Below are 14,971 nucleotides of genomic sequence, written 5' to 3' on the forward strand. Positions count from 1 at the left end.
CCCTTTCATTGAACAGTCACCACCCGTAGGAGCTGGGCTGGTAAAGCTAAACAGCGTGCTGCCGGACAGGAGTGCTGCAGCGCCAAACATCATCATCTTGATTTTCATCGCTATACTGGGTTATGAGAGCTCACTGATACGGCAGTAAGGAAAAACAACTAACCCCGGTCCGTACACCAGGAAGTAAGTTCAGAAAGGACTACGCTTTCTCGGCCTTGAAGCCTGCGTCTTCCACGAGGGCCACCACTTGGTCGTCAGTCAACTCGCCAGTTACGGTCAAAACCTTATTGGGATTGGTCGTATCCACCTGCCAGGACTGAATGGCTTTCTCACCGTTTAAAGTAGGCGTAACCGCTTTGATGCAGCCCCCGCAGTTGATATTGGTTTTAAATTGGAGCGTTTTCATGGAAATCGAAAGTAAAAGCGCCCATTGCGGGCTGATTTAACATACTAACACCCAAAATTAGGCGCCCGTGCACCGCGACGGGTACAGAATTGCGCTAGGGGCTTGCATGATTTCCCAACCACTGAAACGGCAACTGCCCATTGGCACCTATACCAATGGGCAGTTGCCATTAGGTGAAAGCCAGCTAAGCGGTTACCCCCTGGCGGCAGGCCTCTTCACAGCGACGGCACGCCTCGGCGCACGCACGGCAGTGCTCCATGTGCGCGCCATGCTGTTCGCATTCGTCGCCGCAGGCTTTGCAGATCTCGGCGCACTCGCGCAGCAAGTGCTCGGCGTGTTCCGAGCCCCGGGCGACCAGACGGGCCGTCAATGCACAAACATCGGCGCAGTCGCGGTCCAAGCTGATGCAGCGGACCATCATCTTCACGTCGTCTTCCTGCAGGCAGGCAGTTGCACAGTGCTCACAGGCGGCAATACAGGCATTGAGGGCGTCGAGCAGGCTTTGATTTTGCTGGTGCATGGCAAGGGAATTAAGTGAATACTAGGCGAGAAACTTTTCTTAACAGTATACCCTGCTGGCCGACGCTGGTTTTATACCTGAGACGGTAGGATTTGCATCATTTGGCTGCACCCCCTAACGTGCGTCGCCGCTTGCGGTAGGTGGAGGGCGAACAGGCTGCTAGGCGCCGGAATTGCCCGGAAAAGTGCGCTAGGCTGCTGTACCCCAGTTGTCGGGCAATCAGGCCCACCCCAAGCGTGGACGAAGCCAGCAGTTCTTGCGCGTAGGCTTGGCGCTCCCGGACGATGTAGCCCGCCAGTGAGTCGCCCGTCACCAAGTGGGCGTAGGCCGCGCTCAGCTGCGTGACGGGCATCCCCAGTTCCTGGGCCACGGCCGCCGGATAGGCTCGGTGCCGCAATCCTGGGGGCTGGCGTAGCAACTGGTGCACGGTCACCTGCACCCGGCCTAGCAGCGTCTGGTGCACGGATTCCAGCAACGCAAACCCGGCCACCTTTAATGCCGACCGCAGGCGCGGCCAATCAATCTGCTCGGCCGCGGTCGCTACCGTCGCGGCCCCTAACCGCACCTCCAGTACTTTGAAGCCCAATTGCTCCAACTCCTGCCGCACCACTCGCATGCAGCGCGCACAGACGATGTGCTTGATGTAAAGCACAGTGGTTGGCGGCGCAGGTTCAGAAAGCAGCAGCATCAGCCGGCAGACTTAAGGTAGATACCTGCCGGGTTGCCAGCGCTCGGTACAGTCCAGCCTACTATGCAGCAGAAAGTACACGGTCCACACGCATGTACGCGCCAGCAGCAGCAGGTATGTGTACCCCCCAATTGCCCAGCAAAGGTGAAAGGAGTGGAAGTTGATGCTGCAACGCTCCGGATTCTAAAAGGCGTGGCCCACAGCCGATCTAAATTCAGCAGCTGGACCCGGTGCCAGGGGAGCAAATAAAATGCTAGCGCCGCGAGGTTATGCAGAAGGGCGTACCGCATTGCCTAGCGGGTAGGCAGCACCGGATTCAAATCCGAGGGCGGCGTGAGGGGTTGCGCATCCAGCTCCTGCGGGTGCGCATCCAGGCCGGTTTCCTGGTGGGCGGCAAAGTATTGCGCCAAGGCTTTTTCGCCTACCAGCCAGAATACGACGGGCGTGACGATGATGTCCAGAAACGTGGACGAGAGCAGCCCCCCCAGAATCACGGTGGCCACTGGGTAGAGGATTTCCTTGCCCGGCGCATCCTTGGCCAGCGTAAGGGGCACCAAGGCCAGCGCCGCCACCAGCGCTGTCATCAGCACCGGCACCAGACGCTCCAGCGAGCCGCGCACAATCATCTTGGCACCGAACACTTCGCCTTCGTGCTCCACCAAGTGGATGTAGTGGGAAATCATCATGATGCCGTTGCGCGAGGCGATGCCGGTCAGGGTAATGAAGCCCACGAGCGAGGCTATACTGAAGGTGCCGCCCGTCAGTAATACCGCCACCACCGAGCCAATCAGCGCCAGCGGGATGTTGAGCATGATCTGGCCCACCATGTAGCTGGACTTGAAGTGCGAGTACAAGACCAGGAAGATGCCGGCCAGCGAAAACAAACTCAGCCAGAGAATCTTCTGCGAAGCCGACTGCTGGCTCTCGAACTGGCCACCATAGGTCAGGTAATAGCCGGCGGGCAGCTTCACCTGCTGACTGATCTTCTGCTGAATCTCTTTCACCGTGGAGCCCAAATCGCGCTCGGCCACGTTCAGCGAGATGGTAATGCGGCGCTGCGTGTTCTCGTGGTTGACGGTGTTCGGGCCCGGCTCGTAGATGATGTCAGCCACTTCACTGACCGGAATCAGAGCCCCCGAGGACGTTTCAATTCGCGTCTGCCCAATGGCGGCGATGTCGTTACGCTGCTCTTCGGGCAGCTTCACAATCAAGTCGAAGCGCTTCTGCCCGTCGAGCATCTGCGAGACGACGGCCCCTTGAAACAGGGTTTCCAGGTCGCGCACCACTTCGCCCCGCTCCATGCCGTAGGCCCGCAACGCCTGGTCGCGGGGGCGCACCAGCAGCTGGGGAATCTGCACCTGTTTTTCCACTTGCAAGTCCACCACGCCCGGCACCGTAGCCGCCGCACTGCGAATCTCATTGGCATAGCGGCGCAGCTCCAGCAAATCATTGCCGAACACCTTAATGGCGACCTGCGCCCGCACGCCCGAGAGTAAGTGGTCGAGGCGGTGTGAGATGGGCTGCCCAATGTTCACGTTCACCCCGGTAATCAGACTCAGCTTCTCGCGCATATCAGCCAGAATCTCGTCGCGGCTGCGCATGGTCTTGCCTTCCTTCTCCAACTCTTCCTCGGTTTTGAAGGCCACTTCGATTTCCGAGTTGTTGACCGATTCGGCGTGCTCATCGAGTTCGGCGCGGCCCGTACGGCGGGCGGTGTAGGCCACCTCCGGAATCTTAAGCATCTGCTGCTCGCCGAGGGTGCCCAGCCGGTTGCTCTCCGTCAGCGATGTGCCGGCCGGGGCTGAGAAGTTCACGGTCAGCGAGCCCTCGTTGAAGGGCGGCAGAAACTCGGTACCGAAGAAGGGCACCAGGGCGCCCGCCAGCACAAACAGCAGGCCGGTGGTGGCCAGCACCACTTTGGGGTGCCGCAGCCCCCAATCCAGTAACCGCGTGTCCTTGAGCTTCAGCCAGCGCACCAGTGGGCCGTCAGTTTCGGCGTGGTTGATCTGCTTCATCTTGGGCAGCAGGTAGTAGCAGAGTACCGGCGTGACCGTTAACGACACGAACAGCGAGGCCACGATGCTGGTGATGTAAGCAATGCCCAAAGGCGCGAAAATGCGCCCTTCCATGCCTTCCAGCGCAAACAGGGGCAGGAATACCAGCACCACGATGATGGTGGCGTACACGATGGAATTGCGCACCTCCGAGGAGGCCGAGTAGATTACTTGCAGCACGGGCCGGGGCTGGGGCAGGTGCCGGTTTTCCCGTAGTCGCCGGTACACGTTTTCCACGTCCACGATGGCGTCATCAACCAACTCCCCGATGGCAATGGCCAAGCCGCCCAAGGTCATGGTGTTGATGCTGATGCCCGCGACGCGGAACACCAAGGCCGTTACCAGCAAGGACAAGGGAATGGCGACCAGCGAGATAAAGGTAGTGCGCACGTTGAGCAGGAAGGCAAACAGCACAATCACCACCAGAATGGCCCCGTCGCGTAACGCTTCCTCGACGTTGGTAATACTGGATTCGATAAACTCGGACTGCTTGAACAGCCGCGTGTTCACCTGCACGTCCTTGGGCAAGGACGGTTTGAGCTCCACCAGCGCTTTTTCCACGGCTTCGGTCAAACCCACCGTAGCGGCGCCCGGCTGCTTTTCAATGCTCAGAATGACGGCCGGCTGGCCGTTCACACTCCCGTCGCCGCGCTTGAAGCGGGCCCCAAACTCCACCTTGGCAATGTCGGCCACCCGGATGGGGGACTGCTCGCGGTAGCCCACCACGATGTTCTCGATGTCGGCCACCGAGCGCAGCCGGCCCAGGTTGCGGATGAGCACCTCCGAGCCGTTGCGGTCGAAGAAGTTGCCGGTGGTATTCAGGTTGGATTGGCGCAAGGCCTCTTCCACTTGATTCACCGTCAGCCCCGTGGCGTTGAGGCGGGGCATGTCCAGCAGCACCTGGTACTGCAGGTTATCGCCGCCAATGGGAATTACCTGGGCTACGCCGGGAATGGAAAGCAACCGCTGGCGCACGGTGTAGTTGGCCAGGGTGCGTAAATCGGCGGCATTAGTTTGCGGACCACCCGAGAGGCCGACGAGCATGATCTGACCCATCACCGAGGAAATCGGCCCCAGTACTGGGGTAATGCCGGTGGGCAACTGCTCGCCGACGGTTTGCAGCTTCTCACTGACTATCTGGCGAGCCGTGAAAATATCGGTGCCATAGTCGAACTCCACGAACACCATGCCTAGGCCAATAGCCGAGTTCGAGCGCACGGCCGATACGCCGGTGGCCCCGTTCAGGGCCGTTTCAACGGGCAGCGTTACCAGGGCTTCCACTTCCTCGGGGGCCATGCCCGGCGATTCGAGGAACACAGTTACGCGGGGCCGGTCCAGGTCGGGCAGCACGTCCACCGGCAACTGGCGGGCCGTGTAGGTACCGGCAATCAAAAGCCCAACGGCAAAGGTCAGCATCAGCAGGCGGTTTTGCAGGGCAAAGCGAATGATCTTATCAAGCATCGTCGGAAAAGAAAAACAGACGGCGGGCAAGCCGCGGCTGATCAGGTTCTGTTAGTGCCCCAAATAGAAAGCGAGGGCAACGAGAAAAGCACGCATAGCAAGGAGAGCGGCCAAGGTTACTGGTTGAGGTAGATGGACTTGAGTTGGTAGGTCCCCGTGGTTACCACCCGGTCATTTTCGTTGACCTCGCCCTGTAAGAGCACCGTTTGCTCGCCGTTGATGGCGCCCGGCTGCACGTAGCGAATCTTGAAGCGTTCGGGCTCAGTATGCACAAATACCACGGGCTTGCCGTTCAGGTCGGTCACGGCCGAAGACGGCACTACCAGTTGCTTTTCTCCCCTGCCGCTTTCACCCACCACCTGCACGTTCACGGCTTGCCCGGCGCGGTAGGCGGTACTGCCAGCGGCATCGAGTTCCAGAATCAGTTGGCGGGCCTGGTTGACTGGGTTGACTACATTGCTGAAGACGACCAGGCGGGCCGGAGCGCCGGGCTGGCCCTGCAGGCCTTCCACCCGAAACTCGGCACCCGGCGTGATCTTGCTCAGGTCCTGCGCGAACACCTGGGCTTCCACCCGCAGCTTGCCGGGATTGAGCACCCGAAACAGTTCGTCGCCCTGGTTGACTTGCTGGCCCACCGCTAAGTTGAACACGTCCACCGTGCCGCTGATAGGCGAGGTGATGCTGACGCGGCGCTGCTGGGCCTGCCCGTTGTAGATGCTGGCATTCTGGCGGGCCTGCCGCAAGCGCAACTCGGCAGCTACTACGTCCTTGCGGGCGGCGATGTCGGCGATGCTTTGCAGGCGGGCGTAGTCCTGCTGGGCGGCCCGCAGCTCGGCCTGGGCGTTGGCCCGCTCGGTGCTGAGGCCAATCTGCTGGGTGGCATCCAGCGTCTGCTCGATGACGGCCAGCGTCTGCCCGGCTCGCACTGCCTGTCCGACTTGCGCGACGAGGCGCACGATGCGTCCTGTTTGGGGCACTACCACCCGGCCTTCGCCCCCGGCCGCCGCCGAAACGGTGCCGTAGAGCGTCGCCCGGCTGTACGTGGTAGAGTAGGCCGCCAACCGGGTACCTACCTCGAACAGGAACTGACTTTCCTTGGGCAGCAACACCTCATCGGTCAGGGCAACACCCGTGTTGGCTTGGGCGGTGCCCCCGTGGTCTTCGCCCCCGTGGGCCAGCACGGCGGCGGGGGGGGGCAGCAGTACGGCCAGCGTCAGGCCGGCCGCTGCCGTGGCAGCGAGCAGTTTATGCTTGGTTTTCATAGACAACGGGAGTAGGAGTGGAAACGGGCACCGGGGATTGACGACGGCGGCGGAGCAGCAGGGCCGTCAGGGCCACGCCCAGGGCAAAGGCGCCGAGCAGCGCCAGAATGGCTTTCCAGGAAGAAAACAGAGCGGGTGCGGCCGGCGCGGGCGTAGCCGCTACGGGCAGCTTGGCTCCTACCTTGATGCCGTCGAGCAGCAGCAGGTCGGCCTTTTCCCCGGCCACCACATTAAGGGCGAAGCTGTAGGCTTTATTGGCCGGAAACTGCCCTTCCACCAGATACACCCCGGGCTCCTGTTCGGTCACCACCCATTTCAGCGCGGCGTCTTCCGGGTTGGTTAACGTCAGCTTGGCTCCTTTGATCGGCGCGTTGGTGGCGTAATCCGACAAAAACAGGCGCAGGTCGGCCGGCTGGCCGCCTTGTAGCGGCTCGTAGCGCAGCAGCACCTCGAACTGTTCCGAGAGGGCGGCCACCGAGAACGAGGTAGCCCCGGCCGGCGTGGCCGCCTGGGCGCCGTCCCCGTGGTCTTCGCCGCCGTGGGCCCAGGCGGGGACGCTTAGCAGCAGCCCGAGCAGTAGCATTAGTAGCTGTTTCATGTTATTCACCCCGCAGGTAGTTTAGTTCGACCAGTGCCTGCCGGTAATCCCGAATGGTGGTCAGGTAGGTATTCTGAATGGTAAAGGCCTGGTTCAGGCTCTGAATCAAGACCAGGTAGCTGATTTCGCCGGCCCGAAACAAGCGCTGCGACTGGCTGATAATGGCCTGCGCCTGGGGCACGCCGGTTTGTTCGTAGTAGGCCAGCGAGGTGGAAAACTTGCGCGTGTCGGCCAGCGCCTGCTGGTACTGGGTACCCAGTTCCAGGCGCTGGGTTTGCAGTTGGTAACCGGCCGCCTGCGAGCGGGCCGTGGCCGCTTGCAGCTGGGAGCGGTAGGTCCAAAACCAAATGGGTACTGACACGCCGAACTGAAAGCGGTACTTGACAGCCGAGTTCTCAAATGCTTGATTCTGATAGCCCACCGTCAGCGCGGGCGTCCGACGGGCCCGCACCAGGCTGATGCCCGACTGACTCAGCGCCACGTTTTGGGTGGCGTACGCCAGGGTGGGGCTACGCACCAGGGCGGCACTGTCTTCGGCCGGCAAGCTGCCCAGCAGCGCGGCGCCCGTTTGGGCCAGCTCCGGGCCACTCCGGCGCAGGTCCGTGCTGGTAGCCAGCAGGGTCGGGGTACCAAGCAGCAAGCCTAACCGGCGCTGGGCGGTACGCAAGTCCTCGGTGGCTTGCTGTAGTTGCACGGTGACCTGCCGGGCCTCGGCGTCGGTGCTGATGCGCTGCAGGGACGTGACTTCCCCCGCCGCGAACAGCCGTTCGGTGGCTACCCGCAGGGCCTGATATAAGCTGTCCTGGTAGGTAAGCTGCCGCACCTGCGCCTCCGCGAACTGTAAGCTCAAGTACGCCAAGCGAGTGTCGCGCAGCACGCTGGCCCGGCTCACCTCGCGGTTACGCTCGGCCAGTGTGAGCCCGGCCTGGGCCACCTGGCGCTGGCGCCGGTACACGTTGGGTAGGTCAATGGTCTGCACCACGCCCGGCGCCCACATTTCGCCGGTAGGGGCCGAGAACAGGAAATCCGGATTCGCCGGGGCAAAGGAACCCCGCTTCAGGGCCAGCTGCTCGCTGATTTCCTGCTCGGCCTGCCGCAGGCGGGGATGGCGCCGCAGGGCCCGTGCTTCGGCGCTGTCGAGTTCAAGCACCGTCGTTTGGGCCCACGCCGGAGCCGTACTGGCCAGCAGCAGCACGAGCAGCAGCCACCTACTCTTTGCTTTTAGGTCACGATACGTCATACTATCAAGTTAAATCTTGCCCGAAGGGCCATCCCGGTTACCGCCAGGGGCGGCCCGGGGCCAAGCGAGCGGGCCCAGCGGGTACCGGGCCCGCCCAATTGATCGGCACTTAGGTGTTTTTCACGAGCGCCATTCCGCATTTGGGGCAGCTGCCGGGCTTATCACTGGCACTGCCTTCACACTGCATGGAGCAGTTGTAAGCGGCGCCAACCGCTTTGGCGGGCTTCACTTTGCTGGCATCCAGCTTTTCAAAGCGGGCGCTCAGCGACTGGCCTTTGGCTTTCACGCTCACGATGGCCGTGCGCAGCGTCGTGCCGGCGGGGAGCGTCGCTACCAAATGGTCGCCGCTGGGGGTCAGGGTGGCCGTGCTGCTTTTACCAGTACTCGTCAGCAGCATCACGGTGCCTGCCGTCCCCGTTGGGGCAACCGTGGCTTCCTTGGCATCAAGCAGATAGATATGCAGGGCACCGGCCTGCTGCACCAGCTCCAGGTGGTAAGCTCCTGCCGTGCGCACGATGCCCCCGTGCGGGGAGTTATGGGCGTGGTTTTCACCGGCAGCTTGGTGGCCATGAGCGGCACCGGATTTGGCACCATGCTGGTGCTGGGCGGCGAGGGAGAAGGGCGCGGCCAGTAGCGCGGCGGCTAATAAAAGAGAGGAGAATTTCATGGAAGGAAAGCGTTTGTAAGAAAAGAAGAGGGCATAGCCAACCGGCTTACATTTTGTCGCCGTTTTTGGCGTGCCAGTCTTTGAACTGCTGGATTTCTTTCTGCTGGGCGTCGATCATTTGCTGCGCCATCTCTTTGAGCTTGGTGTCCTTGCCGTGGGCTAGTTCCGCCTGGGCCATGTCTACTGCGCTCTGGTGGTGCACCATCATCAACATGTTGAAATTCATATCCGGGTCGGCCACCGGTTTGGGCATGTTTGTCATCATGCTCTCCATCGACGCCTTCATTTTGCTGGTAAAGGGGTCAGCCGGGTCCTGTGGCTTGTAGTTGGTCGGCGCGTTATCGAGGCGGGTTGCCACAGCTTCGAGTTCGGCGATTTCCTTTTGCTGATCCACCTTGATCTTCTCGGCCATTGCCCGCATGGTAGCGTCCTTACCGTCGCGCAGCTCGATGTCGGCCATGGCCACGGCACCCCGGTGGTGCTCCAGCATGTGGTGGGCAAAGTCATGGTCGGTGTTGCCCTTGGGCTTGGACGCCTCCATCTTTTGCATCATCTCGTTCATCGACGTCATCAGCGGCGAGGTACTGGCGGCCCCGGCCGCGTCGTGCCCCATGGCCGAGTGGTCCATGCCCGCCATCTCGTCGGCGCCGGCCGTTTCGGGAGTGGTGGATTCGGTGGCAGTTGCCGTTGACTCCGTGGCTTTATCACTGTTGCAGCTGGCGAGCAGCAGCATACCCGAGCTCAGGGCAGAGAGGAAGAAAGCAGACTTTTTCATGACGATGCTTGAGGTAAAGGAGTACTAGGGAATGCGTGTAGGGGAAGGCTAGGCTTTCACGTTGATGGTGAAGTCGCCAGTGTGGATCTTGCCGTCGTGGTTGAACTGCAGGAACACGCGGTAGAGGCCGGGCTTCTCGAAGTTGGTGTTGAAGCCAATGTTGGGGCCTTTGTCGGCTTGGTCGTTGGGGTGCACGTGCAGGTACTGCTCGGTGTCCTCGCTGATGACGACCACGTGGCCGAGGGCGCCGAGGTAGTTATCAAGGTTGGTGACCGGCTGGCCACCCTTGGTGATGTTGATTTTCATGCCCAGCAGTTGGCCTACCGTCAGCGGCTTGTCGAAGGAAAGGGTCGCTTGGTAGCCATCCTTATCCCACTGCATGTCGTCGTTTTTGAACTTGACGGGCGTGTAGGCCGCGCCCTTTACCGTGAGTGGCTGCCGGCCTAGCTGGTGGCCGGAGCCCGCGGGGGTGTAGTCCTGGAACAGCACGTAGTCGCCCCCTTTGGGGAAGGTATACTGTACTTTATAGTCGCCCTGGGCCGTGTACTCGGGGTGCTCGTGGTAAAACTGACCCAGGTCTTTGCTGACAATGATGAGGTGAATCTTCTTTTCGTGCACGACGGCCAGCGGCACGGGGGCCGACTCGTTGCCCGTTTCGCGGGGGGTGAACGCCAGGGTGGTAGGCTGCCCGGCCGTAACTTCCATCGGGGTGGGCACCAGCTTCATCTCGTAGGTTTTGCCGTTGGCCACCTTATCGTTGTGTTCGAGCTTCATGCCGCACTTGGGACACTTTTCCCCTTCTTTGGTGCTGGTAACCTCGGGGTGCATCGGACAGGCGTAGGTGTGACCGCCACTGTGGTCGGCAGTGCCCTCGGCCGGGCCGTTGGTGGGCGTGGTGACGGTGTTGGTGGCGCTGCTCGATTCGGAGTCCGACGAGCAGCCGGTAGCGGAGAGCATGCCGGCCAGAGCCAGCAGCGAAAGCGGTATGCGGTACATAAGGAGGAAAAAGGGGTGAAGACAGCGGCGCTTAGGAAAGCTGCCGGAGACGAGGATGCTCGCTTAGGCCTGCCACTGCTGCCAGAGCACGAAGCCCAGCGCGGCGACTACCACGGCGTAGAGCAGGTAGGAAAGCAGGCGGCGTAGCGGCCCGCGGGGGGCGGGAGCGCCGGCCTGCTCGCAACAACTCTTCATGGTTGAAAAAGCAAAGCCAAAAAACAAAAGGGAAAAAGAGGGCGACTGAGCGCCAGGCGGACATGCCAAAGCAAAGGCTCGCCCCGGACATAGCGCTGCTATGTCCGGGGCGAGCCTGGAGCACGTCAAATAATCAGACCGTTAAGGACTGAATGAAAATGCGGATGTCCGGAATTTTGGGCGGCAGGTGCTCGCCGGGCACCAGCACGACGGCGTGGGTACGGTCCCACTGACCGGCAGCCGGCCGGAAATAGAAGTCACTGGCAGCGGGCAGCAGAGCCGGCGCGAGCGTCAGCAACTGCTTCTCGGCCGGTGGCGTCAGCGACTTGAGAATAGTTGCTGAGTTATCCTTGCAGCAGTCGTGCTTGCCCGTCGGCTTGGAATCGTGCTTGCCATGGGCGCCCTTGCCTTTGGCAGGGTCCTGCTTGGCTGTCGTCTTGTTGTGGCCGTGGCAGCCGGGGTGGTCGGGCTTCTTACCTACCGAGGCCTTCGCAACTGGTGCTGTCAGTACCGGATTCATGGTCGCGCACCAGCACTGACCGACGAACACATTGACGAAGACGAGCAGGAAGCTCGTCGCCAACAGGCGTCGGAAAGGAAACAGGCTACGGAACATGACAGGTAGTAGGAAAGCGCAAAAGTAGTCTTCTCTCTAAAAAAAAAGGCTACCTCTTTACCTGAATCATGGAAAAAGAGTTTGTAGCAAACACAGTTCTAATCAACAAAACCATTAAAAACAGCTTAATGCGTGTGTCTAAGCTGTTTTTAAATAAAATAGCAAGTATGTGACGCTGTGCACGCCGCAAAATTATGCAAGTCTTAGGCTTGATTTTATAAGTTTTATGGCTGACTAAATGGGAGGAAGGTTAAAGCGGTCGGCACTTAAGTTAAACTGGTCAGCAGCCCACCGGTACTTGCTATAAAAACTAGTGCTCGGTCCTGCGCTCAGTCCATTCACAATGATATTTCGCAAAGAGTCATACTGGATCGAGGCATAACCTTCACCAGAACCGAAATGGATATCATAATCAGTAAAGTAGTCAAGATAATAAACACCTGGGCTCAATTCTTTGCAGCTTTCGGCCAAGTTCAAAACCTCGTCCTCGCCATGTTCCTCGTTGCCCGTAGAAGGGTGTTTTTTCGCTAGATCATACATATCTTGATCAAACTTGATTATCGGGAGTTTTTCGGCCGCTTCGGTTTGATACGCTCGCACAAAAGCTTCCCCGAACATCAATGAACCTTTATGGTACATCTTACCAACTGTAATAGCCCCACGGCATAAAAAGCCATGCCGAATTAGCGTATGGATAGCATATGCGCAGTCGAAGATCATCGCTCTTATCCCTCCTCTCTCTTCGGCTAGGCGAGATATAATCAGACTATCTGATACTTGAATAGTTTGCGTGTCTATCCTCAAAGCTTTTTTGCCTGACTCGCTGTCCCCATCCATAGGATCATTAAACGATTCTTGCAATTCAGTTAAGGCATCATGAATGACGTTGAAGGCCGCTTGGTTAGTATAACTTTCCTGCAACTTGTTTTTAAAGCCTAAGATGTCAATGAAAGCAACGACACGTGTCTCGTAGCGGAATGTGGTATTTAGGTTAGCCAATATTGAAAAGAGAGTGATTTAGAAAAGGTCCTATTGGTGCAAGTGACTAAAGAATACAAAGATAAGGGGCGAGCTTACCGCCGTCAAATTATGCAAGTCTAGAGAAGGATTACGTACTAACTCTGGGCGACTAGGGCCGTTCCTTTGTAGAGTATTTCTAAGCTGTTGCTATCCTGATGAATGGTTCAGAAACAGCGTATTGCATACCCTTCTCATGGAACCAACCACTAAAACCGAGACCCTCGACATCGAAGGCATGACGTGCGCCTCGTGCGCCTCCTTCGTCGAAAAGTCGCTGACCCGCACGCCCGGCGTGCAACGGGCTGTGGTCAACTTTGCGACCGAGAAAGCGACCGTTGACTACGTACCGACCCAAGCCAGCCCGGCCAGTTTGAAAGAAGCCGTGGTCAACGCGGGCTACGGCGTAGTCGAACGCGCCCCCGACACGAGTGCCGCCGACCGCCAAGCGGAAATCGACCAGCAAAAAGCACTGGCCTACCAGAAGCTCAAGCGTCGCTTCTCCGTGGCCGTCGTGCTAGCCCTTATCATCATGCCCCTGAGCATGCTCATGCTCTGGCCGGCGATGATGGCACGCGTAAACATGCAGGCACTTAACTACGTGCTGCTGCTGCTCACGCTGCCGGTGTTGCTCTACAGCGGCCGTGAGTTCTACGTGTCCGCCTGGAACGGCTTCAAGCACCGCGCCGCCAACATGGATACGTTGATTGCCGTGGGTACCGGCGCCGCATTTCTCTACAGCTTGGCTGCCACCGTGGTGCCGGACTTCTTCACCCGGCGCGGGCTCATGCCGGAAGTATACTACGACACCACGGCCACCATCATTGCGCTGATTCTGCTGGGCAAGGTGCTGGAGTTGCGGGCCAAAACCCAAACCTCCGCCGCCATCCGCACTCTGATGGGCTTGCAGGCCAAAACCGCCCGGGTGGTGCGCCCCGGCGGGCAGGAAGTGGACGTGCCCATCGAACAGGTGCAACTCGGTGACCTTATCGTGGTGCGCCCCGGCGAAAAGGTGGCCACCGACGGCCTCATTGAGGCCGGCCACTCCGCCGTGGACGAGGCCATGCTTACGGGCGAAAGCCTACCCGTAGAAAAGAAAGAAGGCGACCCCGTGTTCGGGGCCACGCTCAACAAGACGGGGTCCTTTCGCTTCCGCGTCACCAAAGTGGGCGCCGACACTATGCTTTCGCAGATCGTGAAGCTGGTGGAAGACGCGCAGGGCAGCCGCGCCCCTATTCAGCGGCTGGCCGACAAAGTCAGCGCCATCTTTGTGCCCACGGTGGTTGTCATTGCCATCCTGACGTTCGTGCTCTGGTTTGATCTGGCACCGGTGGAAGCGCGCTTGCCGCTGGCTTTGGTCAATTTCGTGGCCGTGCTCATCATTGCCTGCCCCTGCGCGCTGGGCCTAGCTACCCCGACCGCCATTATGGTCAGCACCGGCAAAGGCGCCGAGCATGGGGTGCTGGTGCGCAACGCAGAAGCCTTGGAGAAGGCCTATCAGGTGAACACGGTGCTGCTCGACAAAACCGGTACCATTACCCGCGGGGAGCCCGCCGTAACCGACTTTATACCCGGGAAAGGGCAGTCCGTGGGGCAATTGCTGCCCGTAGTGGCCGCCGTCGAACGGCAATCCGAACACCCCCTGGCCGAAGCCGTAGTGCGCTACGCCGATGCTCATCAAGCATACAGCTTGCCAGCCACCAACTTTCGAGCAGTGGAGGGAAAAGGGGCCGCCGCTCATGTCAATGGCCAAGTAGTGCTAATTGGTAACTTCCGCCTGCTGGAAGAGGCGGGCGTGAGCCTGGCCCCCACCTTGCGACGTCAGGCCGACGAGTTGCTGGCTCAAGCTAAAACGGTGCTTTACGTTGCCGTGGACGGGCAGGCAGCGGGCGTGCTCGGGGTGGCCGACACCATCCGCGAAACGTCAGCAGCCGCTATTCAGCAGTTGCAACGCCTGGGTATCGAGGTGGTCATGATGACCGGCGACAATCCGCAAACGGCCGCGCAGGTGGCTGGGCAAGTCGGCATCAAGCGGTATTTCGCCGAGGTGCTGCCCCAGGACAAAGCCAGCAAGGTGAAGGAACTGCAGGCGGAGGGCCGGGTAGTGGCCATGGTCGGCGACGGCATCAACGACGCCCCTGCCCTGGCGCAGGCCGACATTGGGCTGGCCATGGGCGGCGGTACCGACGTGGCCATGGAAGCGGCGGGTATCACGCTGATGCGCTCGGATTTGCAGGGCGTGGTGACGGCCATTGCTCTATCCCGCCAAACGATTCGTACCATCAAGCAAAACCTGTTTTTCGCCTTCATCTACAACACGCTCGGCATTCCCGTAGCGGCCGGGCTGCTCTATCCCTTCTTCGGGCTGCTACTATCCCCCATGCTGGCGGCTGGCGCGATGGCTCTGAGCTCGGTGTCGGTGCTCACCAACTCGCTGCGTTTGCGCGGCTTCACTCCCCTTAAGAACTAAATAGTC

The 14,971-nt window shown here is 60.0% G+C and carries 14 protein-coding genes and 1 pseudogene; 1 reads left to right on the forward strand and 14 read right to left on the reverse strand.

The window, feature by feature from the left end:
* Nucleotides 1–199: 199 nt before the first annotated feature.
* The 14 genes and pseudogenes from G536_RS0100300 to G536_RS0100365 form a co-directional block, all read right to left on the reverse strand.
* Entirely contained in the window at nt 200–406 is a 207-nt protein-coding gene (locus tag G536_RS0100300; RefSeq protein ID WP_022821592.1) for a heavy-metal-associated domain-containing protein, read from the reverse strand.
* 184 nt (nt 407–590) lie between these two features.
* Nucleotides 591–926: a four-helix bundle copper-binding protein gene (locus G536_RS31270; RefSeq protein ID WP_071837640.1), complete on the reverse strand. Its 336-nt coding sequence runs from the start codon at nt 924–926 to the stop codon at nt 591–593.
* A gap of 97 nt (nt 927–1,023) precedes the next feature.
* Nucleotides 1,024–1,614 (reverse strand): helix-turn-helix domain-containing protein, encoded by a 591-nt coding sequence (locus G536_RS0100310; protein ID WP_022821594.1) that lies wholly within the window; start codon nt 1,612–1,614, stop codon nt 1,024–1,026.
* Between the two features lie 12 nt (nt 1,615–1,626).
* Nucleotides 1,627–1,785: pseudogene (locus tag G536_RS33005) on the reverse strand (DUF6122 family protein); the annotation flags it as partial.
* A gap of 122 nt (nt 1,786–1,907) precedes the next feature.
* Nucleotides 1,908–5,129, reverse strand: a complete 3,222-nt coding sequence (locus G536_RS0100315; RefSeq protein ID WP_022821595.1) for an efflux RND transporter permease subunit — start codon at nt 5,127–5,129, stop codon at nt 1,908–1,910.
* 116 nt (nt 5,130–5,245) lie between these two features.
* Nucleotides 5,246–6,391: an efflux RND transporter periplasmic adaptor subunit gene (locus tag G536_RS0100320; RefSeq protein WP_022821596.1), complete on the reverse strand. Its 1,146-nt coding sequence runs from the start codon at nt 6,389–6,391 to the stop codon at nt 5,246–5,248.
* Nucleotides 6,375–6,989: a hypothetical protein gene (locus G536_RS30060; RefSeq protein ID WP_051166805.1), complete on the reverse strand. Its 615-nt coding sequence runs from the start codon at nt 6,987–6,989 to the stop codon at nt 6,375–6,377. The genes G536_RS0100320 and G536_RS30060 overlap by 17 nt, the downstream gene beginning before the upstream one ends.
* A 1-nt stretch (nt 6,990) precedes the next feature.
* A complete protein-coding gene (locus tag G536_RS0100330; RefSeq protein ID WP_084708426.1) occupies nt 6,991–8,229 on the reverse strand; it encodes a TolC family protein in 1,239 nt (412 codons plus the stop codon).
* Nucleotides 8,230–8,338: 109 nt separating this feature from the next.
* On the reverse strand, nt 8,339–8,896 hold the full coding sequence (locus tag G536_RS0100335; protein ID WP_157530236.1) for a heavy metal-binding domain-containing protein: 558 nt from the start codon (nt 8,894–8,896) through the stop codon (nt 8,339–8,341).
* A gap of 46 nt (nt 8,897–8,942) precedes the next feature.
* The gene (locus G536_RS25510) at nt 8,943–9,671 is read right to left on the reverse strand and encodes a DUF305 domain-containing protein (RefSeq protein WP_022821601.1); all 729 of its coding nucleotides are present in this window, start codon (nt 9,669–9,671) and stop codon (nt 8,943–8,945) included.
* 48 nt (nt 9,672–9,719) lie between these two features.
* Nucleotides 9,720–10,667 carry a heavy metal-binding domain-containing protein gene (locus G536_RS30065; RefSeq protein ID WP_022821602.1) on the reverse strand — a complete coding sequence of 316 codons (948 nt, stop codon included), beginning with the start codon at nt 10,665–10,667 and terminating at the stop codon, nt 9,720–9,722.
* Nucleotides 10,668–10,730: 63 nt separating this feature from the next.
* On the reverse strand, nt 10,731–10,862 hold the full coding sequence (locus G536_RS32845; protein WP_022821603.1) for a hypothetical protein: 132 nt from the start codon (nt 10,860–10,862) through the stop codon (nt 10,731–10,733).
* Between the two features lie 133 nt (nt 10,863–10,995).
* The gene (locus G536_RS0100360) at nt 10,996–11,382 is read right to left on the reverse strand and encodes a hypothetical protein (protein WP_022821604.1); all 387 of its coding nucleotides are present in this window, start codon (nt 11,380–11,382) and stop codon (nt 10,996–10,998) included.
* 330 nt (nt 11,383–11,712) lie between these two features.
* On the reverse strand, nt 11,713–12,477 hold the full coding sequence (locus tag G536_RS0100365) for a hypothetical protein (protein WP_022821605.1): 765 nt from the start codon (nt 12,475–12,477) through the stop codon (nt 11,713–11,715).
* Nucleotides 12,478–12,691: 214 nt separating this feature from the next.
* Between G536_RS0100365 and G536_RS0100370 the strand changes: the two genes are divergently transcribed.
* Complete coding sequence (locus G536_RS0100370; protein WP_022821606.1) at nt 12,692–14,965, forward strand: heavy metal translocating P-type ATPase; 2,274 nt, start codon at nt 12,692–12,694, stop codon at nt 14,963–14,965.
* Nucleotides 14,966–14,971 lie beyond the last annotated feature (6 nt).

This window comes from Hymenobacter norwichensis DSM 15439, from assembly GCF_000420705.1.
In the GTDB taxonomy this organism is placed as follows: Bacteria; Bacteroidota; Bacteroidia; order Cytophagales; family Hymenobacteraceae; genus Hymenobacter; species Hymenobacter norwichensis.

What these genes read in the sequence shown, in the direction of transcription:
- G536_RS0100300 (WP_022821592.1), bottom strand. Translation starts at nt 406, where the DNA reads ATGAAAACGCTCCAATTTAAAACCAATATCAACTGCGGGGGCTGCATC.
- G536_RS31270 (WP_071837640.1), bottom strand. Translation starts at nt 926, where the DNA reads ATGCACCAGCAAAATCAAAGCCTGCTCGACGCCCTCAATGCCTGTATT.
- G536_RS30065 (WP_022821602.1), bottom strand. Translation starts at nt 10,667, where the DNA reads ATGTACCGCATACCGCTTTCGCTGCTGGCTCTGGCCGGCATGCTCTCC.
- G536_RS0100360 (WP_022821604.1), bottom strand. Translation starts at nt 11,382, where the DNA reads ATGAATCCGGTACTGACAGCACCAGTTGCGAAGGCCTCGGTAGGTAAG.
- G536_RS0100330 (WP_084708426.1), bottom strand. Translation starts at nt 8,229, where the DNA reads ATGACGTATCGTGACCTAAAAGCAAAGAGTAGGTGGCTGCTGCTCGTG.
- G536_RS0100370 (WP_022821606.1), top strand. Translation starts at nt 12,692, where the DNA reads ATGGAACCAACCACTAAAACCGAGACCCTCGACATCGAAGGCATGACG.
- G536_RS0100335 (WP_157530236.1), bottom strand. Translation starts at nt 8,896, where the DNA reads ATGAAATTCTCCTCTCTTTTATTAGCCGCCGCGCTACTGGCCGCGCCC.
- G536_RS0100315 (WP_022821595.1), bottom strand. Translation starts at nt 5,129, where the DNA reads ATGCTTGATAAGATCATTCGCTTTGCCCTGCAAAACCGCCTGCTGATG.
- G536_RS0100310 (WP_022821594.1), bottom strand. Translation starts at nt 1,614, where the DNA reads ATGCTGCTGCTTTCTGAACCTGCGCCGCCAACCACTGTGCTTTACATC.
- G536_RS32845 (WP_022821603.1), bottom strand. Translation starts at nt 10,862, where the DNA reads ATGAAGAGTTGTTGCGAGCAGGCCGGCGCTCCCGCCCCCCGCGGGCCG.
- G536_RS30060 (WP_051166805.1), bottom strand. Translation starts at nt 6,989, where the DNA reads ATGAAACAGCTACTAATGCTACTGCTCGGGCTGCTGCTAAGCGTCCCC.
- G536_RS25510 (WP_022821601.1), bottom strand. Translation starts at nt 9,671, where the DNA reads ATGAAAAAGTCTGCTTTCTTCCTCTCTGCCCTGAGCTCGGGTATGCTG.
- G536_RS0100320 (WP_022821596.1), bottom strand. Translation starts at nt 6,391, where the DNA reads ATGAAAACCAAGCATAAACTGCTCGCTGCCACGGCAGCGGCCGGCCTG.